Genomic DNA, 20,416 nt, shown 5'->3' on the forward strand with positions numbered 1-20,416 from the left:
CCTGCCTTGGTCAGTTGCACTCCCGTGGTGTCGATGTCGACTGGGAGAAGGTGTTCGCCGGGACCGGTGCCCGCCGTGTCGACCTGCCCACATACACCTTCCAACGGCAACGTTATTGGATCGAGGGCGACGGACCGGCCGTTCCCGAGACGGTGGCGAGCCCCGTGGACGCGGCGTTCTGGGACATCGTCGACAGCGGCGACACGGACTCGCTGGCCCGCTCCCTGCGCCTCGACGTATCCGTCCTGGACGGTGTGCTGCCCGCCCTGTCCTCGTGGCGCCGCCACCACCGCGACCAGGCTGTGCTGGACAACTGGCGGTACCGGATCGACTGGCGGCCGATGACGGACGCGTCGGCACCGGATGCCGCCGCCGACGGCACATGGCTGATGCTGGTCCCCGCGGGGCAGGCCGACGCCATGGCGGACGCCACGAGCGCTGCGCTGACCGCCCACGGCGCTCACGTCGTACGGGTGGACGTGGACGGTGAGGACCGGAAGGGCCTGGCGGAACTCGTCCGGGCGGGTTGGGATCCGGCGAGGACCACACCGGTCGGGGTGGTTTCCCTGCTGCCCCTGGACGAGCGGCCGGACGCCGGCCACCCCACGCTGTCGCGGGGTACGGCCGCCACTGTCACCCTCGTCCAGTCGCTCAAGGACCTGGACGTCACCGCCCCGCTGTGGTGCCTGACCTCCGGGGCCGTCGCTGTCCGGGCGGACGGGGAGGTGGGCAGCGCGACGCAGCCCATGGTCTGGGGGCTCGGCACCGTACTGGCTCTCGACCATCCCAGGTCCTGGGGTGGGCTCGTCGATGTGGCCGCCGGTCCGGACGAGACGGCGCTGGGCCGACTGGTCGCCGTGCTCTGCGGGGAGCACGGCGAGGACCAGGTGGCGATCCGGGACACGGGTGCGTACGCACGTCGTATGACCCGTGCCGAGTCCGCTGCTGGCGGTGGCACGGTGTCCGAACAGCCGCTCTGGACGCCACGCGGTACGGTCCTGGTCACCGGCGGTACCGGTGGCATCGGTGCACACGTGGCGCGCTGGGCCGCGGGCCGGGGCGCCGAACACCTGCTGCTGCTCAGCCGCCGCGGCCGGGCCGCCGAGGGGGCGGACGCGCTGGAGGCGGAGCTGACCGGGCTCGGTGCCCGCGTCACCGTCGTGGCGTGTGACGTCACCGACCGGGCCGCGCTCGCCGAGGTCATCGAGGCGGTCCCGTCCGACCTGCCCGTCTCAGCTGTCTTCCACACTGCAGGCGCCGCACAGGAACCGAGGCAACTCCCGGACAGCAGCGTCGCTGAGTTCGCCGAGGTGGGCCGGGCGAAGGTCGCCGGTGCCGTGCACCTGGACGCCCTGCTCGCCGACCGTCCGCTGGACGCCTTCGTGGTGTTCTCCTCCGGCGCCGCCGTCTGGGGTGGTGCGGGGCAAGGCGGTTACGCCGCCGCCAACGCCTTCGTCGAGGGCCTCGCGCATCGCAGGCGCGCCGAGGGCCGGGCGGCGACCGCTGTGGCCTGGGGCGCCTGGGCCGGCGGCGGTATGGTCGACGAGACGGTGGCCGAGGAGTTCGCGGAGGTAGGCGTCGAGCTGATGCGGCCCGAACTCGCGGTCGAGGCCCTGGGCCAGGCGATGGCGCGTGGTGAGGGGCACCTCGTGGTCGCGGGTATCGACTGGTCGCGGTTCGTACCGGCCTACACGGTGGCCCGGGAACGCCCGCTGCTGAAGGAACTGCCCGAGGCCGCCGCTCTCACCGCCACCGCCACCGCCACCGGCAGCGGCGCCGGCAAGGACGTGAAGACGGGGGACGACGGCGAGGCGCTGCGGGCGCGGCTGCTGCGTCTGCCCCCGCAGGAGCGGCTGATGGTACTGACCGATCTGGTGCTGGCGGAGGCCGGACAGGTGCTCGGTCACGCCACCGGTTCGACGGCGGTCGAGGACGGGGTCGCCTTCCTCGATATCGGCTTCGACTCACTGACCGGTCTCGAACTGCGCAACCGGCTCAACCTGTTGTCGGGACTCGGCCTGCCGCAGGGCCTGATCTTCGACTTCCCCACCGCGGGCATGATCGCAGAGCTGATGCTGGAGGCATTCGAGCCCGGGCTCGCCGTCACACCGGAGGTGGTCGCCGAGGAGATCAGCAAGTTGGAAACGGTCCTGGCTCCGGCACTGCACGACGATGCGTCGCGTGCGCGGGCCGTCTCGCGGCTGCGTGAGCTGCTGGCCGAGTGGGACCACACGGAGAAGGGAAAGTAAGCGGATGTTTGAGGTCGAGACCTACTTGCACCGTCTGGGTTTCACAGAGGTGCCAGCGCCCAGTGCCGAGACGCTCCGTCTGCTGCACAAGAGGCACCTGATGTCGCTGGCCTACGACAGCAGCCACTTCATCAAGAGCTTCACCGGTTTCCGCAACGTCGTCGACATCGACATCGACGACACGTTCCGGGCGATCGTCGTCGAGGGTGCGGGCGGTGTGTGCCACGATCTGAGCGGCCTGTTCCGCAGGCTCCTGACCGAACTCGGATACGACGTCTTCGTTCTGGCCGCGTCCCAGCGCTGGCCGAACGGGCAGTTCGGGCCGGACTTCGAGCACACCTTCACCGGTGTGCTGCTGGACGGGGAGACCTGGCTGGTCGACGTGGGCTTCGCCGGACCGTCATACCTGGAACCGCTGCGGATGACCGACGAGGTGCAGCACCAGTTCGGCTGTGCCTACCGGCTCACGGCGGACGGCACCTACCACGTACTGGAACGCAGGGCCGGCACCGGGGACTGGCGCTCGGTCTACCGGTTCGAGCTGACGGCCCGCGCCGTCTCCGACTGGGACAGCCCGCGGGACTCCGCCGCCGAGCAGATCGTGAAGGACTCGCTGTTCGCCGGGACCGTGCTGCGTGGCCGCGCCACCGACAACGGGCAGCTCGTCCTCACCGGCAGGCGGCTGCTGACGGTGGAGCACGGTCAGGAGACGATCCGCACCCTGATCGACAAGGCCGAGTTCGAGCGCGTGGTGAAGGACATCCTCGCCGGCACGGGCAACGGCTGAGGCGGGACGGGATGGAGATGACGGTGGAGACGCAGACGGCAGGCGCCGGGGCCGAGACGGATACCGTCACCGACACGGACGTGGCCGTCGTCGGCTACGGCCCGGTGGGACAGGTGCTGGCGATCCTGCTGGCCCGGCGCGGCTGGCGGGTCACGGTCGTGGAGCGCTGGTCACAGCCGTACCCCATGCCGCGTGCCGTCGGCTTCGACGACGAGGCCGCTCGTATCCTGGCGGCCGCCGGCATCGGGCCGTTTCTCGACAAGTTCGGGGAGAACTCACGGGACTACGCATGGCGCAACGCCGCCGGCGACACCCTGCTGCACATGGAGAGCGCCGCGAACGGCCACTGCGGCTGGCCGCAGGCGACGGCCATGTACCAGCCCGGACTCGAGGCCACGCTCATCGAGCGGGGCACCGACTTCCCGAACCTCCGGGTCGTCCGAGGGCAGGAGGTCGTCGAGCTCGACGACCGCGGCGACCTGGTCGAGGTGATCTCCGAGGACGCCGACGAGCAGGAACACACCTTCACCGCGCGATACGTCGTCGGGTGCGACGGGGCCAACAGCTTCGTCCGGGAGTCCATGGAGAGTTCGCTCACCGACCTCGGGTTCTTCTACGACTGGCTGATCTGCGACGTCGTACTGGACGAGCCGCGCGAGTTCCGTCCCAACAACCTGCAGATCTGCGACCCGCAGCGGCCGCGGACCGCAGTGTCGGCCGGCCCGGGGCACCGCCGCTTCGAATTCATGCGGCTGCCGGGCGAGAACGTCGAGGAGCTGAAGCGCGACGACAACCTGTGGCGCATGCTGGAGATGTTTTCCGTCCGACCGGACAACGCGAAGCTCGAACGGCATTCCGTATACACCTTCCAGGCCCGCTGGGCGGAGGAGTGGCGCAAGGGCCGGCTGCTGATCGCGGGGGACGCCGCACACCTCATGCCGCCCTTCGCCGGGCAGGGCATGTGCTCGGGCTTCAGGGATGTGGCCAACCTGTCGTGGAAGCTCGACCTGGCCCTGCGTGGTCTCGTCGACGAGTCCGTGCTCGACACCTACACCGCCGAGCGCCGGACACACGTCCAGAACGCCATCACCACGTCCGTCAGACTCGGCAAGGTCATCTGCGTGACCGATCCCGCGGCAGCCGCCGACCGGGACGCGATCATGCTGGCCGCCCGCGACCGCGAGGGCGCCACCGCGCTGCCCATGTCGACCGTGGTCCCCCTGGACGAAGGCCTGTTCCGACAGGCTGGCGACGGCACACCACTGAGGCCCGCCGGCACCCTGTTCCCGCAGGCCCGGGTGGCTGACGCCGAAGGGGAGGGGCTGCTCGACGAGATCGTCGGCCTGGGCTTCGTACTGCTCGCCGTCAGTGATCCGGCGGCGCTGCTCGACGACGGGCGGCGGGCCTTCCTCGACGGCCTCGGTACGCGCTGCGCGCACGTCCTGCCCGCGGACACGGAACCAGGGGCGCCCGGCCCCGGCGCCGTGGTCGACATCGAGGACCGCTATCTGCCGTACCTGGCCGAGCACGGCGCGACGGCCGTGCTCGTACGCCCTGACTTCACCGTCTTCGGTGCGGCCAACGGGCCCGAGGAACTGGGCGAACTGGTGGACCAGCTCGCCCACCGGCTGGGAGTACCGGTCCCGGCCGTCGGCTGAGAAGCCCCGGCCTCGAAGAGTTCCCGCTTTCGGGAAGCACGATGGGAAAGGAACACGCACATGGGTGCACGCGAAGATATGTACGGCCTGTTCACGAGTGTCAATGAAATCAACCTGACGCATGATCAAGGCGGTCAGAGCGCCAAGGAGGGCACGCACAAGAAGAACATATCCACCAGTTACGACCTGCAGGCCCGGATGTCGAAGAAGGGCATCCTGTGGAACTGGGGCTACCACGACGACCAGGTGGCAAAGGAGATCAGTGCCCGCATTCCCGGCTTCCTCGAGTACGACACGGACGGTTTCTCCGAGGAGCTCTACTTCGCCGCCCTCCGCGAGGTGCCGCTCGACCTGGACGACTACGCGGACAAGTTCGTCCTCGAGGTCGGCTGCGGACTGGGTGAAGGCCTGAACTTCCTCTCCCGCGTCGTCGACGCGAAGAGCATGACCGGCCTCGACCTGTCGGACCAGGCCATCAAGCGCGCCAATGCCTCGCTGTCCCGCAGAGGCCTGCGCTATGTCCAGGGCGACGCGGAGAACCTGCCGTTCGAGGACGGCGAGGTCGACGTACTGGTCAACATAGAGAGCGCGCACAACTACCCGAGCTTGGAGAAGTTCCTGAAAGAGGTGGCGCGCGTGCTCAAGCCGGGCGGCTACTTCACGCACGTCGACCTCTACACCACGCAGCGCCACGCCTTCCTGAAGGAGCTCCAGGGGAAGGACCTCGGCCTGGAGTGGGTGCTCGACCGTGACATCTCGCCCCAGGTGCAGGCCGCGGTCCACGGGCGGCTGTCCCCCGAGGGCTCCTTCCACAAGGCACTGCGGGAGCAGCGGGTCGGTGTCATCCAGCGGCACATGGCCAAGCGGGTCGGCCCGGAGGCCGTGGGCGGTTCCTTCGCCGGCTACACCGACAGCGGTTCCACCAGGCTGCTGAAGAAGATGGGCGTACTGCCGTCGCAGTTCATGCCGCCGGTGGACAGTTACCGGCACTACGTGGCCAAGAAGATCTGATCTCCGTCGGCTGAGCTCCCGCACGTGCCGCCGGGGCACTGCCGACAACTGCCGCGCACGCAGCACCGTTCAGTACGAGGAAGGGTCATGATGACCGACGCTCCGCACCCGGGGCCCATCAGCGGAACCACCCGTCTGTACGCCGTCCTGGGCGACCCGGTCACCCAGGTCCAGTCCCCGGGGTTACTCAACCCGGTCTTCGCCCGGCTGGGTATCGACGCGGTGCTGGTGCCCGTGCACGTGCGCGGCGACGACCTGGCGGACGTGGTCCGTGGTCTGCAGCGGGTCGGCAACCTCGACGGCCTGTTCGTCACCGTGCCGCACAAGGCGGCCGTCACCCACCTGGCTGACCGTCGCAGCCGCACGGTGGAGGTGACCGGGAGTGCGAACGCCCTGCGGCGCGAGCCCGACGGTGCCTGGCTCGCCGAGAACTTCGACGGTTCGGGGTTCGTGGCGGGCCTCGTCGGGGCCGGCCATTCGCCGCAGGGCAGGAGGGTGGCACTGGCCGGTGCGGGCGGAGCGGGCAGTGCCATCGCGGCGGCGCTGCTCACCGCGGGTGCGGAGAATCTGTCCGTGTCCGATCCGGACGGGCCACGCCTGACCGCGCTCGTCGACCGGCTGGCCGGACACTGGCCGGGACGCGTCCGTGCGGTCCCCGAACCGCCGCTGCACGAGAGTGACATCGCCGTCAACGCCACTCCGCTCGGCCTGCGCCCCGGTGATCCCCTGCCGTTCTCACCCCATGCCCTGCCTGCCGGCAGCGTGGTGGCGGACATCATCATGAAACCGAGGGAAACACCTCTCCTGCGGGAGGCGGCCGCGTGGGGCCACCAGGTGCACCACGGGATACACATGCTCACCGGCCAGGTGGACTCCTACCGCACGTTCTTCGGACTGGGCGTGCCCCGAGCCGCCGGATGACCGGGAGACGGAGTGGGGAGACCCGCAAATATGTGTTCCCGTACGACGCTGAATTGGCTGGAAAGAGTCAGGGGATAATGGAATCGCCGCTTTGCGGTAGGTAAGTGAAGTATTCTGAGATATCCTGCCGACCGTGCAGGAACGGGTTGCAGGATTCGTCCGTCGGTCGACCCGCCCATTCGTTCAGAAGGAATGCGTCTATGTCTCTCATTCTCGACCCCGTGGCACAGGACCTGCTCTTCCGGGAGGCCCGTACCGCCAACACGTTCACCGACGAACCGGTGACTGACGAGCAGGTTCAGGCCATCTACGACCTGGTCAAGTACGCTCCCACGTCGATGAACCAGCAGCCGCTCCGTATTGTCCTGGTCCGTTCGGACGAGGCTCGCGGGCGCCTGGTCCAGCACCTCGCCGAAGGGAACAACAAGAAGGCCGAGACGGCGCCGCTGGTCGCAATTCTTGCCGCAGACAACGAGTTCCACGAGGAGCTTCCCGAGCAGTTCCCGTATTTCCCTCAGGCCAAGGACCTGATGTTCTCCGACCGGAGTGTGCGAGAGCAGTCCGCGAAATTGAACGCCTCTCTGCAGGCGGGCTATTTCATTCTCGGCATTCGGGCCGCGGGTCTGGCCGCCGGTCCCATGACCGGATTCGATGCCGACGGCATCGACAAGGAGTTCTTCCCCAACGGCGAGCACTCGGTTCTCGTCGTGGTCAACATCGGCAAGCCGGGTGAGAACGCGTGGTTCGACCGTTCCCCCCGCCTCGCCTATGACCAGGCGGTCACGACGGTCTGACACACCTCTTCAGCCGTGCTCACCCGGTAGCCGGTCGGGTGGGCGCGGCTGAGGACATCGGCCGTTTCTCCATGGGCCAGGGCACGAGGGAGACGGCACGCGCCGCGCGGGAGAACGGCCAGGGTTGTCGCCGGAACAGCACGAAGCGATGTCGGTCGCCCGGGCGCGGGTCGTACAGGGCGGGGCCGCCGGCGCTGAACCCGTCCGGTGTCCGGTCGGTGATGTCCAGGAGCAGGTCGTCAGCGGGCCGCCCACCAGGGCAGCGTAGGGAACTGCCCGGGCGTGGGACAGAATCGGGGGCGTCGTGGTCGTGGCCATGTATCCGGCCGTGCAGCAGTGCTCGTCGCCATTCAACGTGCCTGCCGGCCTGTGCAGCCGGTGCCCGCTGTGGTTGGGCGGGGTGGGGCGGCTGCTGCTGTCGCCGACGAAGCTGCTGCCGTGGTGCTGGGGATTTCTGACCTCGGAGGCCGTGCCAGAGCTGGGCAGCCTCGCCGTAGCGCATCCATGTGACGATGGCCACTCCTACGGTCGGAAAACAGTCTCGGTTTTCCGGCCTCCCGACGTGGCTATGGCTCAGGTGATTATTGCGATGCCCTGAACGGCTCTGTATACGGAGCCCTGAGATTGCCGAGGGGTACTGACGGTGGCACCCGATTGCCGTACGGCTGTACGGCCCTGAATTGAGGACGTCGGTACTGTGATCGTGAACATGATTGCATAGGAAGGTCTCCACGATCCGGTTTCGGGCCGGAGCGCTCCGGCTCATCAAATCTTTCGCCGCGATGAGTTCATGGTTCAGACAGGGCCCGAGATGCTTGCGGTGTTTGTAGAACCACAACTCGCTCGCCCTCAAGCCGGACAGACGACGCGGTGCGGTGCGGATGCCGTGCTCCGTCCTGGGGTCGCTGATCGCCCCGACGACGGCCGCCGGGTCCGCCACGGCCACTTCACCCACAGGACCATGCGGCGTTCGAGGACTTCGCGCTCCATCGCCAGCTCCTTGTTGTCTTGCTTGAGTTGGGCGTTCTCCAGCCGCAGCCGCAGCCGCAGCCGCAGCCGCAGCCGCAGCCGCAGCCGCAGCCGCAGCCGCAGCCGCAGCCGCAGCCGCAGCCGCAGCCGCTCCAGCTCGTCACTCGTACCGGCCGGCACACTCCGGTGCGCCAGGCCCGGGACACCCAGCCGGCCAGCGTGGTCTCGTTGAGCCCGAGATCCCTCGCGACCTCCGGAATCGGCTCGCCGGTCTCCGTCACGATCCGTACAGTCCCCTCACGGAACTCCGGCTCGAACTTCCGTCGCTTCCCTCCATGACTCTCAACTCCCCCTGCAGCCATGGCCTCCACGCTATGAGGGGAGGGGCTCCAACGCCTCGATGATGTCGGAGAGGGGCGAGTCCGTTGTCACCCTGGCCCAGTGGTCGGGGCCTCGTCGCCGTCGATCACGCTTGGTTACGATGCGCACGTCATGCCGGAAAGTGGGAATGTAGGCCGGGCTGTGATCGACGGCTCCTTGGGGGAGCGGGCCATCGGTCAGAACTCCCCAGATGCTCCCCAAAGCAGATCGGGGTGTTTTCCCATGCTCTACGGCCCTGACCTCGGTCCGTTGATCCGCAGGGAGCGGCGCCGTATAGCCTGAGGAAATGCTGACAGAAGTCACCGCGACTCGCTATGTCACGCCCCTGCGGGAGGGCGGATCACTGCCCGGGATCGTCGAGGCCGACGACCTGGGCACGTATGTCATGAAGTTCACCGGAGCCGGACAGGGGCGCAAGACCCTCGTCGCGGAGGTCATCTGCGGGGAGCTCGGCCGGAGGCTGGGGCTGCGCGTGCCGGAGCTGGTGACCATCCAGCTCGACCCCGTCATCGGTCTTGCCGAGCCGGACCAGGAGGTGCAGGAGCTTCTCAAGGCCAGCGCCGGGCTGAACCTCGGGATGGATTATCTGCCCGGCTCACTCGGATTCGACCCGCTCGCCTACGAGGTCGCCTCGGCGGAGGCCGGCAAGGTCGTCTGGTTCGACGCCCTGATCAACAACGTGGACCGGTCGTGGCGGAATCCCAACATGCTCGTCTGGCACGGTGATCCGTGGCTGATCGACCACGGGGCCACCATGATCTGGCACCACAACTGGCCGGGCGCGCAGGCTTCCGCCGCGAAGCCGTACAACGCCTCCGACCATGTCCTCGCGCCGTTCGCGCCGGACATCGCCGCCGCGGCCGCCGAGCTGGCGCCGCTCGTCACAGAAGAACTGCTCACCGAGGTGGCGGCAGAGGTGCCGGACGAGTGGCTCGCCGGCGAGCCGGGCTTCGACACCACGGACCAGCTGCGCCAGGCGTACGTGGAGCCGTTGCTGGCCCGCGCCGGGAGCATTCACGAGCGCATCGTCCTGGAAGCGCCCACGAAGACCCGGCCCTCCCAGGCCCCCGGATGGCTCACCGGCCGTCTGAGCTCCTGGCCGCATCCGGCCGAGAGGGACCGCGACGCACGGACCGGCGCCGGACGGAACAGCAAGGAAGGTGGCCGATGAGCGAGCGCGATGTCTTCGAGTACGCGGTCCTGCGCGTCGTTCCGCGCGTGGAGCGCGGTGAGTGCTTCAACGCCGGTGTGCTGGTCTACTGCCGGGCCAAGTCGTACGTCGCAGCCCGGACCCACCTGGACGAGCGCAAGCTCGAGGCGCTGGACCCGCAGGCCGACGTACTCGGTGTGCGGGCCGCCCTGCGGGCGGTCGAAGGGGTCTGTAGCGGCGGTGAGGCGGCGGGCCAGGCAGCCGGCGACGACCCGGGGCGCCGCTTTCGCTGGCTGATCGCGCCACGCTCCACGGTCGTCCAGCCCGGCGTCGTGCACAGCGGTCTGACCACGGATCCAGCCGCCGAGCTCGAGCGGCTGCTCGACCTGCTGGTGCGCTGACCGCGAGCCGGAGCCGCCGCCCGCGACGGAGGGGGCGGCGGCTCCGTCCGGTGTGACATGCGCCCGTGCCCCCGTGTGCCGTTGACACCGGGTGCCAGGGCTTCTAGCGTCTCGTCTGCTGAAGGTACTAAGCGGTTGCTCAGTTATCGGGAACTTCCTGACGTCCGCTGAGCCGCGATCCAAGGGCGAGGAGAACCAAGCATGTCCACCACCGAGCAGCGCGTCGCCATCGTGACGGGAGCGGCACGGGGCATCGGCGCCGCCACCGCCGTACGCCTGGCGGCCGAGGGCCGCGCCGTCGCCGTACTCGACCTCGACGAGGCGGCGTGCAAGGACACGGTCGAGAAGATCACCGCCGCTGGGGGCAAGGCCCTCGCCGTCGGCTGCGATGTGTCGGACAGCGCTCAGGTGGAAGCCGCCGTCGGGCGCGTGGCCGCCGAGCTCGGCGCCCCGACGATCCTCGTCAACAACGCGGGCGTGCTCCGCGACAACCTGCTTTTCAAGATGAGCGAGTCCGACTGGGACCTCGTGATGAACGTGCACCTCAAGGGCGCGTTCCTGATGGCGAAGGCCGTCCAGTCACACATGGTCGAGGCCAAGTTCGGCCGCATCGTCTCGCTCTCGTCCTCCTCGGCGCTGGGTAACCGGGGTCAGGCCAACTACTCAGCAGTCAAGGCCGGTCTTCAAGGCTTCACCAAGACGCTCGCCAAGGAGCTCGGCAAGTTCGGTGTCACCGCCAACGCCGTGGCCCCCGGCTTCATCGTCACCGAGATGACCGCCCAGACGGCGGCCCGGGTCGGCATGGGCTTCGAGGAGTTCCAGGCCGCCGCCGCGACGCAGATCCCGGTGCAGCGCGTGGGGCGCCCCGAGGACATCGCCAACGCCATTGCCTTCTTCACCGGTGAGGACGCGGGCTTCGTCTCCGGACAGGTCATGTACGTCGCCGGCGGACCGCTCAACTGACACCGGAAGGGCAAGGCCAACATGACTGTGCAGGACAGTGGCAAAGTCGCGCTCATCACGGGCGCGAGCCGGGGCATCGGCTACGGCATCGCCGAGGCGCTGGTCGCCCGGGGCGACCGGGTCGTCATCACGGGCCGTGGCGAGGACGCCCTGAAGGAGGCCGTCGAGAGGCTCGGCGCCGACCGGGTGATCGGCATCGCGGGCAAGGCGCACGACGAGGCGCACCAGGCCGCGGCCGTCGAGCGCGCCATGGAGGCGTTCGGCCGGGTCGACTATCTGGTCAACAACGCGGGTACGAACCCCGTCTTCGGGCCGATGGCCGAGCTCGATCTCAACGTCGCCCGCAAGGTCTATGAGACCAATGTGATCTCGGCGCTCGGGTTCGCGCAGCAGACCTGGAAGGCATGGCAGAAGGAGAACGGCGGGGCGATCGTCAACATCGCCTCGGTCGCGGGTGTCTCCGCGTCACCGTTCATCGGCGCCTATGGCATGAGCAAGGCCGCCATGGTCAATCTGACCCTCCAGCTGGCGCACGAGTTCGCGCCGGGCGTGCGGGTCAACGCGATCGCCCCGGCGGTGGTGAAGACCAAGTTCGCGGAGGCGCTGTACGAGGGCCGGGAGGCAGAGGCCGCGGCCGCCTACCCGCTGGGCCGGCTCGGTGTCCCGCAGGACATCGGCGGTGCGGCGGCGTTCCTCACGTCCGAGCAGTCCGACTGGGTCACCGGGCAGACGCTCGTGGTCGACGGCGGTATTTTCCTGAACGCGGGCGTGGGCTGAGAGAGGCCTGCGCCGGTTCGGCGTAATTGGCTCAAGTGCCCTGCCGGGCCGGCGGATCGACCCGGCGGGGCGCTGCGGTACGGTCTGCCGACGCCCAGGCCCGACCGAGGAGCGTGTGCGTGTTCCACCGGGCCGGCCTGCAGCCTTGCTTCCCTTTCTCCGGTGGCCGGATGCGGTCTGCTGTCCGGCAGCAGCTCGGAAGAGCGGACCGGCAGATATCGGCCGGAACGACGAGCTCGCCTGTACCGCAAGAACAGCCGGCAGGAGGGCGGCGGCGGGCTCGGCGGCTCCCTTGTCAGTGGCCCCCGGTAGGTTCTGTACGCAAGAACCGACTGCTTACCGGAGGTTGTGGACGTGACCGACACCGACCTGCTGCCCGAGTCCTGGCGCGGCGTCCTCGGCGAAGAGCTGCAGAAGCCCTATTTCAAGGAGCTCACTGATTTCGTCGAGGGGGAGCGGGCCAGGGGGCCGGTGTATCCCCCGCGCGAGCAGGTCTTCGCAGCGCTGGAGGCCACGCCGTACGACCGCGTGAAGGTGCTCGTCCTCGGCCAGGATCCCTACCACGGCGAGGGGCAGGGCCACGGTCTGTGCTTCTCGGTCCGGCCCGGTGTCAAGACGCCTCCCTCGCTGCGCAATGTCTACAAGGAGATGAACGACGAGCTCGGCCTGCCCATCCCGGACAACGGATATCTGATGCCGTGGGCCGAGCAGGGCGTCCTGCTGCTCAACGCGGTGCTGACGGTCCGGGCCGGCGAGGCGAATTCGCACAAGGCCAAGGGCTGGGAGAAGGTCACCGACGCGGTGATCCGCGCGGTGGCCGAGCGGCCCGACCCGGCCGTCTTCGTCCTCTGGGGCAACTATGCCCAGAAGAAGATCCCGCTGATCGACCAGGACCGCCATGTGGTGGTCAAGGGAGCGCATCCCTCGCCGCTCTCCGCCAAGAAGTGGTTCGGCTCCCGCCCCTTCACGCAGATCAACGAGGCCGTCGCCGCACAGGGTCACGAGCCCATCGACTGGCGGATCCCGGACCTGGGTGTGCAGACGACCCGGCCGACCGCCGGGGCCCGCGCCTGAGCGGGATTTCCGATGGCTGCGGCTAGCGTCTGAGCGACCGGAACAGGCCGAGCGGTGATCAGGGAGACCTCTGTAGTGGAGCAGCGGGAGATGTCGGGGGACGCCGTCATGACCAGGATCGGCCAGGCGGTCATGCTGCTCCACGCCGGAGACAGGGCAGAGGCCCGCAACCGGTTCGGGATCATCTGGTCGGAGATCGGTGAGCGTGGCGACGCCCTGCACCGCTGCACTCTCGCCCACTACATGGCCGGCACCCAGGATGATCCCAGGGACGAGCTGGAGTGGGACCTGAGGGCGCTGACGGCTGCGGAGGGCCTGACCGCAGCCGGGGCCCCGGCTGCGAGCCCGGGCCGCGACGTGGAGCACCGGGACGCCACCGCCGTGCGGGCCCTCGCGCCCTCCCTGCACCTCAATCTGGCGGCGGACTATCTGAAGCTGCAGTGCTTCGAGGCCGCCCGGACCCATCTGGACCGGGCCTGGGGTGCCGTCGGAGTACTGGAGGACGACGGATACGGCGAAGGGGTCCGTGCCGCCATCGGGCGCATGGAGCAGCGCCTGCGGGGGAGCGCCGCGGAGGAGTGACGCGGACCGGTGGACCGCAGGCTGCCGCCCCGGACCGTCACTCGCCGGTCGCTCCGTCGATCCGTTCCCGTACGAGGTCGGCGTGGCCGTTGTGCCGGGCGTACTCCTCGATCATGTGCGTGTAGATCCAGCGGAGGCTGAACGGCTTGCCCCGCTTGCCCACGCCGACGGACAAGCCGTCGAGCCCGACCTTCGCTGCGTTGGCCCGGGCCACCTCGATCTCCCCCAGCCAGGTGGACCTGGCCTCGTCCCAGGTGTCCGCGTCGGTGAGATGGAACTCCCCGTCCGGGTCCTCGTCCGTCCCATAGATCGGCGGTACGTCCTCACCGGCCAGCACCTCGCGGAACCAGCCGCGTTCGTTCTCGGCCAGGTGCCGGACGAGACCGAGCAGGGTGAATTCCGAAGGAGGCACGGACGCCTTCCTCAGCTGGGCGTCGGTGAGCCCCTCGCACTTCATGGCCAGAGTCGCGCGGTGGTAGTCCAGCCAGCCCTCCAGCATCTGCCGTTCGGCTGCGTCGACCGCCGGCGCGGACCGTTCCTGTGTCGTCATCCGGGCATCATCGCGCAGCGATGATCAGCGGCACCATCGCCTAATCGGCTGCCGTGCCGAGCATGCCCCGCAGCAGCTCGGTGCAACCCCTGCGCAGATCGTCCTCGGTCGGCACAGCGCGGTGGTAGGAGCCCACGGCGCACGCGAACATCATGCCCTCGGCCCAGGCCACGACCGACAGCGCGTGGCGCTCCGGCTCGGCCGATCCCGCCAGGGTCATCAGGGCCACCAGCGGTTCGCGGAACCGCCTGCCCGCGTCGTCGTAGAACGCGCGGAGGCCGGGGCGCCGGGTGGCCTCCAACGCCAGTTCGTAGCGACAGACCAGGAGCTCGGTGCCGCCGGTCAGATACCGGTGCAGTGCGTGCGCCAGCCATGCGGCAGCCCCGGCCGGATCGCTGCTGCCGGTGAGCGGTTCCCCGGGCACGAGCACCTGCGCCTCGCGCTCGGCGAGCCGGCGTACTGCGGCTTCCAGCAGGGCCTGCCGGGTGCGGGCGTGGTTGGACGTCGAACCCTGGGGCAGCCCGGCCCGCTCGTCCACCGCGCGATGGGTGAGGCCCCTCATTCCGCGCTCGGCGAGAAGGGAGAGCGCGGCGTCCGCGATCAGGTAGGCGCGGGAGAGGGCGGGCGGACCGCCGTCGACGTGCGCGGGGCGCGCGGGTGTGGAACGTGTGGGCATGAAACCAATCTACCGCTCCCACTACATCTGTAGTACGGTCGATCCCTACACTACAGGTGTAGTTCCGAGGAGGAGGCAGTCATGACGACGTCCCGAGCGGTGATCATCGGCAGCGGTATCGGCGGACTCGCCGCCGCGGCGGCGCTGCACCGGAGCGGGTGGCAGGTCACCGTGCTCGAGCGTGCCGCCTCACTGGAACCCGTCGGCGCCGGCATCAGCCTCGCCCCCAACTCCCAGCGCGCCCTCGACGTCATCGGGCTCGGTGACGAGGTCCGGTCCCTCGCGGCCTGGCAGGGCGACGGCGGCATGCGTACACCGTCCGGGCGCTGGCTCGCCCGCACGGACAGCGTCGCCACAGCCGAACGGTTCGGAGGGCCGCTCGTCCTGCTGCACCGCTCGGCGCTCATCGACCTGCTCCGCGTACAGCTCCCCGAGGGCGCCGTACGCACCGGCACACCGGCGCGGCTCATGGACCCGGGCCGCGCCGGCGGGAGCCCGGCCCTCGTCAGGACGGATTCCGGTGACATCGAGGCCGACCTCGTGGTCGGAGCCGACGGCATCGGCTCAGCCGTACGCACCGTGCTCTTCCCGCGCCACCCCGGCCCCGCGTACAGCGGATTCACCACCTGGCGAGTCCTCGCCCCCGGTGTGGGCCACTCCTTCAGTTCCCACGAGACCTGGGGCCGCGGTGCGCTCTGGGGTAGCCACCCGCTGAAAGACGGCGGGATCTACGCCTACGCCGCGGCCGCCGTCCCTGCCGGCGCCCGGGCCGCCGACGACGAGAAGGCGGAGCTGGTACGCCGGTACGGCGACTGGCACGACCCGATCCCCGCGATCATCGACGCCGTGGAGCCGGACCAGGTCCTGCGCCACGATGTGTACCAGCTGGCCGATCCGCTGCCGTCCTTCCACCGGGGCCGCACGGTGCTCGTCGGCGACTCGGCGCACGCCATGGTGCCCTTCCTCGGCCAGGGCGGTAACCAGGCCATCGAGGACGCCGTCGTACTCGCCCACCACGTCACGCCGGACGGTGACTTGGGGGCGGGCGTGGCCGCCTACAGTGCGGCCAGGCAACCCCGGACCACCGCCATGGTGCGCAAGGCGGCGCAGGTCTCCCGGTTGACCGGGTTGACCAGTGGGCCGGCCGTCGCCCTCCGGAACGGGCTGATGTTTACGGTCTCCCGCTTCGGCCCGGGGCTCGTCCTGCGCATGTTCGACGGCATCTGTGACTGGCGGCCGCCACAGCGCACGTATGCTGCCTTGACCAGGGAAGGGCAGACGACTCAACCGTGACAAGGCCCTGGTCAAGGCGACAGGGAGAAGTTCGTGAAGGTCGGCTGCATCGGGCTCGGCGACATCGCGCAGAAGGCGTATCTGCCCGTACTGACGACCCTGCCCGGCGTCGAACCGCATCTGCAGACCCGCACCCCGGCCACGCTGGCGACTGTCGCGGGGGCCCACCGGATCCCTGCGGCGCAGTGCCACGAGGACCTCGGGTCGCTCCTGGACCAAGGGCTGGACGCCGCATTCGTGCACGCGCCGACCGCCGCGCACGCAGAGATCGTCGGACGGTTGCTCGAAGCGGGCGTCCCCACGTATGTCGACAAGCCGCTCTCGTACGAACTCGCCGAGTCGGAGCGGCTGGTGGCTCTCGCCGAGGAGCGTGGTGTCTGCCTCGCGGTGGGGTTCAACCGCCGGCTCGCCCCGTCGTACGCGCAGTGCGTCGATCATCCGCGCGAGCTGATCCTCATGCAGAAGAACAGGGTGGGGCTGCCGGAGGACCCCCGCACCATGGTGCTCGACGACTTCATCCATGTCGTCGACACGCTACGCTTCCTGGTCCCCGGCCCCGTGTCGAACGTCGTCGTGCGGGCACGGATCGCCGACGGGCTCATGCACCACGTGGTGCTCCAGCTGGCCGGGGACGGATTCACCGCCATCGGCATGATGAACCGGCTCAACGGATCGACGGAGGAGATCCTCGAGGTCTCGGGGCAGGACACCAAGCGGCAGGTCCTCAACCTCTCGGAGGTCGTCGACCACAAGGGGCAGCCGACCCTGCGACGGCGCGGCGACTGGGTGCCGGTCGCCCGCCAGCGCGGCATCGAGCAGAGCGTGCTGTCCTTCCTGGACGCGGTGCGGGCCGGAAAGGTGCTCAGCGCCCGGGACGCCCTGGAGACCCACCGGCTGTGCGAGCGAGTGGTCCTGGACGCATCGGAGCAGGCGTCCTGAGGGACCGCAGTCCCGCCGCTCCGAAGAAGACGGCCAGCACCGCCAGCGCGCCGTACACGGGCCAGGCGCCCAGCCGGACGTAGAGGGTGGTGCCCCGGGCGAGGGGTACGTCGTACACGGTGGCCTCGCTCGCGTCCGTACCGAGCGGCGCGCCCAGCCGTTCGCCCTGCGGGCCGTATGCCGTGCTCACGCCCGTGAGCGTGGCGTGCACCATCGGACGGCCCGACTCGGCCGCCCGCAGCGCACCCAGCGAGGCGTGCTGTTCAGGGGCCCAGCTGTGCTGGAACGTCGAGGTGGACGACTGGGCGACCAGCAGCTGACCCCCGTCCTTCGCCAGCTGCAGGCTCATGTCGGGAAACGCGGACTCGAAGCACACCAGCGGTCCCACCCGGAGCCCGTCCCGCAGATTCATCACCACGGGTCCACTGCCGCGCAGCCGGTCCTCGCCCGCCGCCTTGCCCACCGAGGTCGCCCAGCCGAGCAACGCGCGGGCCGGGACGTACTCCCCGAACGGCACCAGGCGCATTTTGTCGTAGCGGTCCCCGGTCGGGCCGTCCGGGCCCACCAGCACCGCGGACTTGAAGATCCCGGTGCGGTCGGGGCCGTCCGTGCGCCGGGCGTCCATATTCACCAGCACATCGGCCCCGACCAAGCGGGACAGTGCCGCGACGCGGTCTGCCGTCTTCGGGCTCAGGGACAGGTCCACGGCCACACTGCTCTCGCCCCACACCACCAGGTCCACGTCCCGGCCGGCCAGGCCCCGGGTCAGCTCCTCGCTGCGCGCGAACCTGCGGTCGATACTGCCGGGGCCCTCGACCACGCCCGGCTGCACGACGGCGATCCGGACCGTACCGGTCTCCTCGGGACGCGGCGCCCAGAGCGCTGTCGCGCCCACGCCCAGGGCTCCCACCACCAGGCACGCCGCCGCGGCCGTGCGGGCCGCCGGTACGGCGATCAGCAGCGCGACCACGGTGTTCGCGGCCACCACACCCAGGCCGACCAGCCATACGCCGCCCACCGAGGCGACGCGCAGGGCCGACGGGACCTCCCACTGACTGGCGCCCAGCAGGCCCCAGGGGCCGCCGAGTCCCTCCCAGGAACGGACCAGTTCGATCACCAGCCACCCGGAGGGCACCATGGCCACAGCGGCCACGGACCGCCGGACGGACGGCGGGCCGCCGAGAAGGCGTGCCACGAGCAGGCCCCAGGGAGCCCACAGCAGTCCCAGCAGGGCGGCCAGCACCAGGATGAACACATGGAGACTCGGCATCAGCCAGTGGTGCACGGCGAGTATGAAGCCCGTCCCGCCGAGCCAGCCGTCCAGCGCCGCACGGCGGCCCGTGCCCGCCGACCGGATCAGCAGCAGCCAGGGCACCAGGGCGACGTAGGCGAGCCACCAGAGCGAGGGTGCGGGAAACGCGAGGGCGGGCAGAGCGCCCGCGCACAGAGCCGCGGCGCCGCGCCCGGTACGGGAACGCGGCAGGCGCTCGAACAACCGCGCGCCGCCCTCACCTGCCCGCCCGACCGGAAGCCGCCTGCCCCTCTTCGGCATGCGTCCTCCTCCTCGCCCGCGCTGTACTTGATCCCAGTGTGGTGCAGAAGATCCGCAGCGCACAGGGGGCGTGCCGCGGCGTGCACCGCACCGGCCGCAGATCAGCCGGCGGCGGCCCCGGGCACGTACTGCCATTTCCGGTGTGCCGTGACGGTCCGGATCCGCCAGCCCGGTTCCGTGCGCCGCAGTTCGAAGACGTACCGGCCGCCGGTGACCAGGGCCGGGGCCGTCTCCCCGCTCCAGGCTTCCGGGCCCGTCGGACTGAGGTAGTCGGCGCGTACCTGTGCCCGGTCACCGGGATAGCCACCCAGGTCCTGGAGGTCCAGGCGCCGGTTGACGATCAGATGCTGGCGGGCGGGGTGGAACCGCAGACTCGCCGCCAGCCACCGTGCGGCCTCTGCGGCCGCCCCCTCTGCCCCGTCCGCCTCGCGGTAGTCGGCGCGTCCGTCGGACGTGAACAGGGCGCCGTAGTCCTCCCATGCGCCGTCCTCCAGCGCCACGGCGTAATCGGTGATCACTGCATCGATGGAGAGTCGGTCCATCACCGTCGCGAGAGCCACGCGCTGTGTCATCGCCCAAGTCTCGGTCGTCGGGCGCCGCACGCCAAGGGGCCGCGCACGGCCCGTGGCCCGGACCTGAGGTCCGGCGTCAGGTGGGGACGACCACCACCGGACCGAGAGCGTGCGTCACCGTCGTCTGTGCGACAGGCGAAAGGCCGAGCCCGAGCGACTCGCCGCCCTTGCGCCGCCCGACCACGGTCAGCGCGGCGGTGGCCGACGCCGTGACCAGGGTGCGCGACGCCGAGCCCCTGACAGGTTCGCGGACGACGTCCACCTGTGGATACTTCGCACGCCGGCCCGCGGTGAGTTCGGCCAGGGTCCGCTCGGCCGAGTCCGCCGCGGCCTTGCTGCCGAACATGGGGCCGCCGGACAGCATCGACGAGAACATCGTCCATCCGTGTACGACCCGCAGCCGTGCGCCCGGCCTGGAAACAGTGGCTTCGAAGGCGAAATCGAGGACCGTTCCGCTGCTCTCGTCGGCGGCGACCCCCGCGACGACGTCCGGGAAGGTGTCCACCGGCTCCGCCTCGCTCTCGTCCGTCCGGCCGGTGTGGACGACGACGACCGGACACTGCGCCATCGACGCCGTGGCCAGGCTGTTGGATCCGATCATCAGCGAGCGGAATCCGCCGAGACCGCGGGATCCGACGACCACCATCGAGGCGTCTCGGCTGAGCGAGGTGAGCGCCGCCGAAGGGAAGTCCAGCGGGGCCAGCGTCGAGGTGGGCAGACCGGGGACGAGCCGGGAGGTCCGCAGCTCGGCCTGCGCGAGCAGTTCCTCTGCCTCCCGCAGCCCTGCTTCCTCCTCCGCACGCCGCGTGAGCGGACGGACGTGCACGATCAGCAGCGGCAGACCGCGGCGCGTGGCTTCGGCGGCGGCCCAGTCGAGCGCTTCCCAGCTGTGCGCGGAACCGTCCACGGCGGCGATCACGGGAAGGTCGTCGGCGGTCATGAATCCTCCGAGGCAGTTCGGACATCTCCGGGGTCGGGGCAGGGCAGCCCCGAAAAGCGATTATCGCCTGATCGCGGGGGAGCGGCCCGGCGGGCCTCACCGGCACACGGCGACGACTGTGCAGCGGACGTAACCACGCCTGATCGTCCGGCGTGACACCCGGGAAACGGACGTTTC

The 20,416-nt window shown here is 69.9% G+C and carries 21 protein-coding genes and 1 pseudogene; 15 read left to right on the plus strand and 7 right to left on the minus strand.

The genetic code is table 11. The features are described 5' to 3' along the window. From ACWD04_RS30525 to ACWD04_RS30555, 7 genes are all read left to right on the plus strand, one after another. Positions 1 to 2,249 (plus strand): SDR family NAD(P)-dependent oxidoreductase (locus ACWD04_RS30525; RefSeq protein WP_451136979.1); only part of this gene is annotated, 2,249 nt, incomplete at its 5' end. Positions 2,250 to 2,298: 49 nt separating this feature from the next. After that, a complete protein-coding gene (locus ACWD04_RS30530; RefSeq protein ID WP_451136980.1) occupies positions 2,299 to 3,036 on the plus strand; it encodes an arylamine N-acetyltransferase family protein in 738 nt (245 codons plus the stop codon). A gap of 17 nt (positions 3,037 to 3,053) precedes the next feature. Then, a complete protein-coding gene (mhpA, locus tag ACWD04_RS30535) occupies positions 3,054 to 4,694 on the plus strand; it encodes a bifunctional 3-(3-hydroxy-phenyl)propionate/3-hydroxycinnamic acid hydroxylase MhpA (RefSeq protein ID WP_451137020.1) in 1,641 nt (546 codons plus the stop codon). A gap of 60 nt (positions 4,695 to 4,754) precedes the next feature. Next, positions 4,755 to 5,705 carry a methyltransferase domain-containing protein gene (locus ACWD04_RS30540; protein WP_451136981.1) on the plus strand — a complete coding sequence of 317 codons (951 nt, stop codon included), beginning with the start codon at positions 4,755 to 4,757 and terminating at the stop codon, positions 5,703 to 5,705. An 87-nt stretch (positions 5,706 to 5,792) separates the two neighbouring features. After that, the gene (locus ACWD04_RS30545) at positions 5,793 to 6,626 is read left to right on the plus strand and encodes a shikimate dehydrogenase family protein (protein ID WP_451136982.1); all 834 of its coding nucleotides are present in this window, start codon (positions 5,793 to 5,795) and stop codon (positions 6,624 to 6,626) included. 200 nt (positions 6,627 to 6,826) lie between these two features. Further along, positions 6,827 to 7,420 carry a malonic semialdehyde reductase gene (locus ACWD04_RS30550; RefSeq protein WP_451136983.1) on the plus strand — a complete coding sequence of 198 codons (594 nt, stop codon included), beginning with the start codon at positions 6,827 to 6,829 and terminating at the stop codon, positions 7,418 to 7,420. Between the two features lie 304 nt (positions 7,421 to 7,724). Continuing rightward, positions 7,725 to 8,018 (plus strand): hypothetical protein, encoded by a 294-nt coding sequence (locus tag ACWD04_RS30555; protein ID WP_451136984.1) that lies wholly within the window; start codon positions 7,725 to 7,727, stop codon positions 8,016 to 8,018. A 251-nt stretch (positions 8,019 to 8,269) separates the two neighbouring features. Here ACWD04_RS30555 and ACWD04_RS30560 read toward each other — a convergent pair whose 3' ends face one another. Continuing rightward, on the minus strand, positions 8,270 to 8,569 hold the full coding sequence (locus tag ACWD04_RS30560; protein WP_451137022.1) for a hypothetical protein: 300 nt from the start codon (positions 8,567 to 8,569) through the stop codon (positions 8,270 to 8,272). Between the two features lie 74 nt (positions 8,570 to 8,643). Further along, positions 8,644 to 8,751, minus strand: a pseudogene (locus tag ACWD04_RS30565) (hypothetical protein); the annotation flags it as partial. Between the two features lie 305 nt (positions 8,752 to 9,056). Between ACWD04_RS30565 and ACWD04_RS30570 the strand changes: the two are divergent. The 6 genes from ACWD04_RS30570 (at position 9,057) to ACWD04_RS30595 (ending at position 13,717) form a co-directional block, all read left to right on the plus strand. Beyond that, the gene (locus ACWD04_RS30570) at positions 9,057 to 9,941 is read left to right on the plus strand and encodes a HipA family kinase (protein WP_451136985.1); all 885 of its coding nucleotides are present in this window, start codon (positions 9,057 to 9,059) and stop codon (positions 9,939 to 9,941) included. Next, entirely contained in the window at positions 9,938 to 10,321 is a 384-nt protein-coding gene (locus ACWD04_RS30575; RefSeq protein ID WP_451136986.1) for a DUF3037 domain-containing protein, read from the plus strand. The genes ACWD04_RS30570 and ACWD04_RS30575 overlap by 4 nt, the downstream gene beginning before the upstream one ends. A gap of 201 nt (positions 10,322 to 10,522) precedes the next feature. Beyond that, complete coding sequence (gene fabG, locus ACWD04_RS30580) at positions 10,523 to 11,284, plus strand: 3-oxoacyl-ACP reductase FabG (RefSeq protein WP_451136987.1); 762 nt, start codon at positions 10,523 to 10,525, stop codon at positions 11,282 to 11,284. Positions 11,285 to 11,305: 21 nt separating this feature from the next. After that, positions 11,306 to 12,061 (plus strand): SDR family oxidoreductase, encoded by a 756-nt coding sequence (locus ACWD04_RS30585; protein WP_451136988.1) that lies wholly within the window; start codon positions 11,306 to 11,308, stop codon positions 12,059 to 12,061. A gap of 354 nt (positions 12,062 to 12,415) precedes the next feature. Continuing rightward, positions 12,416 to 13,135 (plus strand): uracil-DNA glycosylase, encoded by a 720-nt coding sequence (locus ACWD04_RS30590; protein WP_451136989.1) that lies wholly within the window; start codon positions 12,416 to 12,418, stop codon positions 13,133 to 13,135. 75 nt (positions 13,136 to 13,210) lie between these two features. Then, positions 13,211 to 13,717, plus strand: a complete 507-nt coding sequence (locus ACWD04_RS30595) for a hypothetical protein (RefSeq protein ID WP_451136990.1) — start codon at positions 13,211 to 13,213, stop codon at positions 13,715 to 13,717. Between the two features lie 37 nt (positions 13,718 to 13,754). On the opposite strand, the gene ACWD04_RS30600 is transcribed toward ACWD04_RS30595, so the two are convergent. Next, complete coding sequence (locus ACWD04_RS30600) at positions 13,755 to 14,267, minus strand: DinB family protein (protein ID WP_451136991.1); 513 nt, start codon at positions 14,265 to 14,267, stop codon at positions 13,755 to 13,757. Positions 14,268 to 14,307: 40 nt separating this feature from the next. Then, positions 14,308 to 14,943, minus strand: a complete 636-nt coding sequence (locus tag ACWD04_RS30605; RefSeq protein ID WP_451136992.1) for a TetR/AcrR family transcriptional regulator — start codon at positions 14,941 to 14,943, stop codon at positions 14,308 to 14,310. 81 nt (positions 14,944 to 15,024) lie between these two features. Between ACWD04_RS30605 and ACWD04_RS30610 the strand changes: the two genes are divergently transcribed. Both ACWD04_RS30610 and ACWD04_RS30615 read left to right on the plus strand, forming a co-directional pair. Then, positions 15,025 to 16,236: an FAD-dependent monooxygenase gene (locus ACWD04_RS30610; RefSeq protein ID WP_451136993.1), complete on the plus strand. Its 1,212-nt coding sequence runs from the start codon at positions 15,025 to 15,027 to the stop codon at positions 16,234 to 16,236. 33 nt (positions 16,237 to 16,269) lie between these two features. Further along, positions 16,270 to 17,175, plus strand: coding sequence for a Gfo/Idh/MocA family protein (locus ACWD04_RS30615; RefSeq protein ID WP_451136994.1), 906 nt, complete (start codon positions 16,270 to 16,272; stop codon positions 17,173 to 17,175). Here the strand turns inward: ACWD04_RS30615 and lnt are convergent. From lnt to ACWD04_RS30630, 3 genes are all read right to left on the minus strand, one after another. Next, complete coding sequence (lnt, locus tag ACWD04_RS30620) at positions 17,099 to 18,727, minus strand: apolipoprotein N-acyltransferase (protein WP_451136995.1); 1,629 nt, start codon at positions 18,725 to 18,727, stop codon at positions 17,099 to 17,101. The two genes, ACWD04_RS30615 and lnt, sit on opposite strands and share 77 nt — an antisense overlap. 101 nt (positions 18,728 to 18,828) lie before the next feature. After that, the gene (locus ACWD04_RS30625) at positions 18,829 to 19,299 is read right to left on the minus strand and encodes a nuclear transport factor 2 family protein (RefSeq protein ID WP_451136996.1); all 471 of its coding nucleotides are present in this window, start codon (positions 19,297 to 19,299) and stop codon (positions 18,829 to 18,831) included. A gap of 76 nt (positions 19,300 to 19,375) precedes the next feature. Next, the gene (locus ACWD04_RS30630) at positions 19,376 to 20,239 is read right to left on the minus strand and encodes a universal stress protein (RefSeq protein ID WP_451136997.1); all 864 of its coding nucleotides are present in this window, start codon (positions 20,237 to 20,239) and stop codon (positions 19,376 to 19,378) included. Positions 20,240 to 20,416: the final 177 nt, after the last annotated feature.

This window comes from Streptomyces sp. NPDC002911, assembly GCF_053591835.1.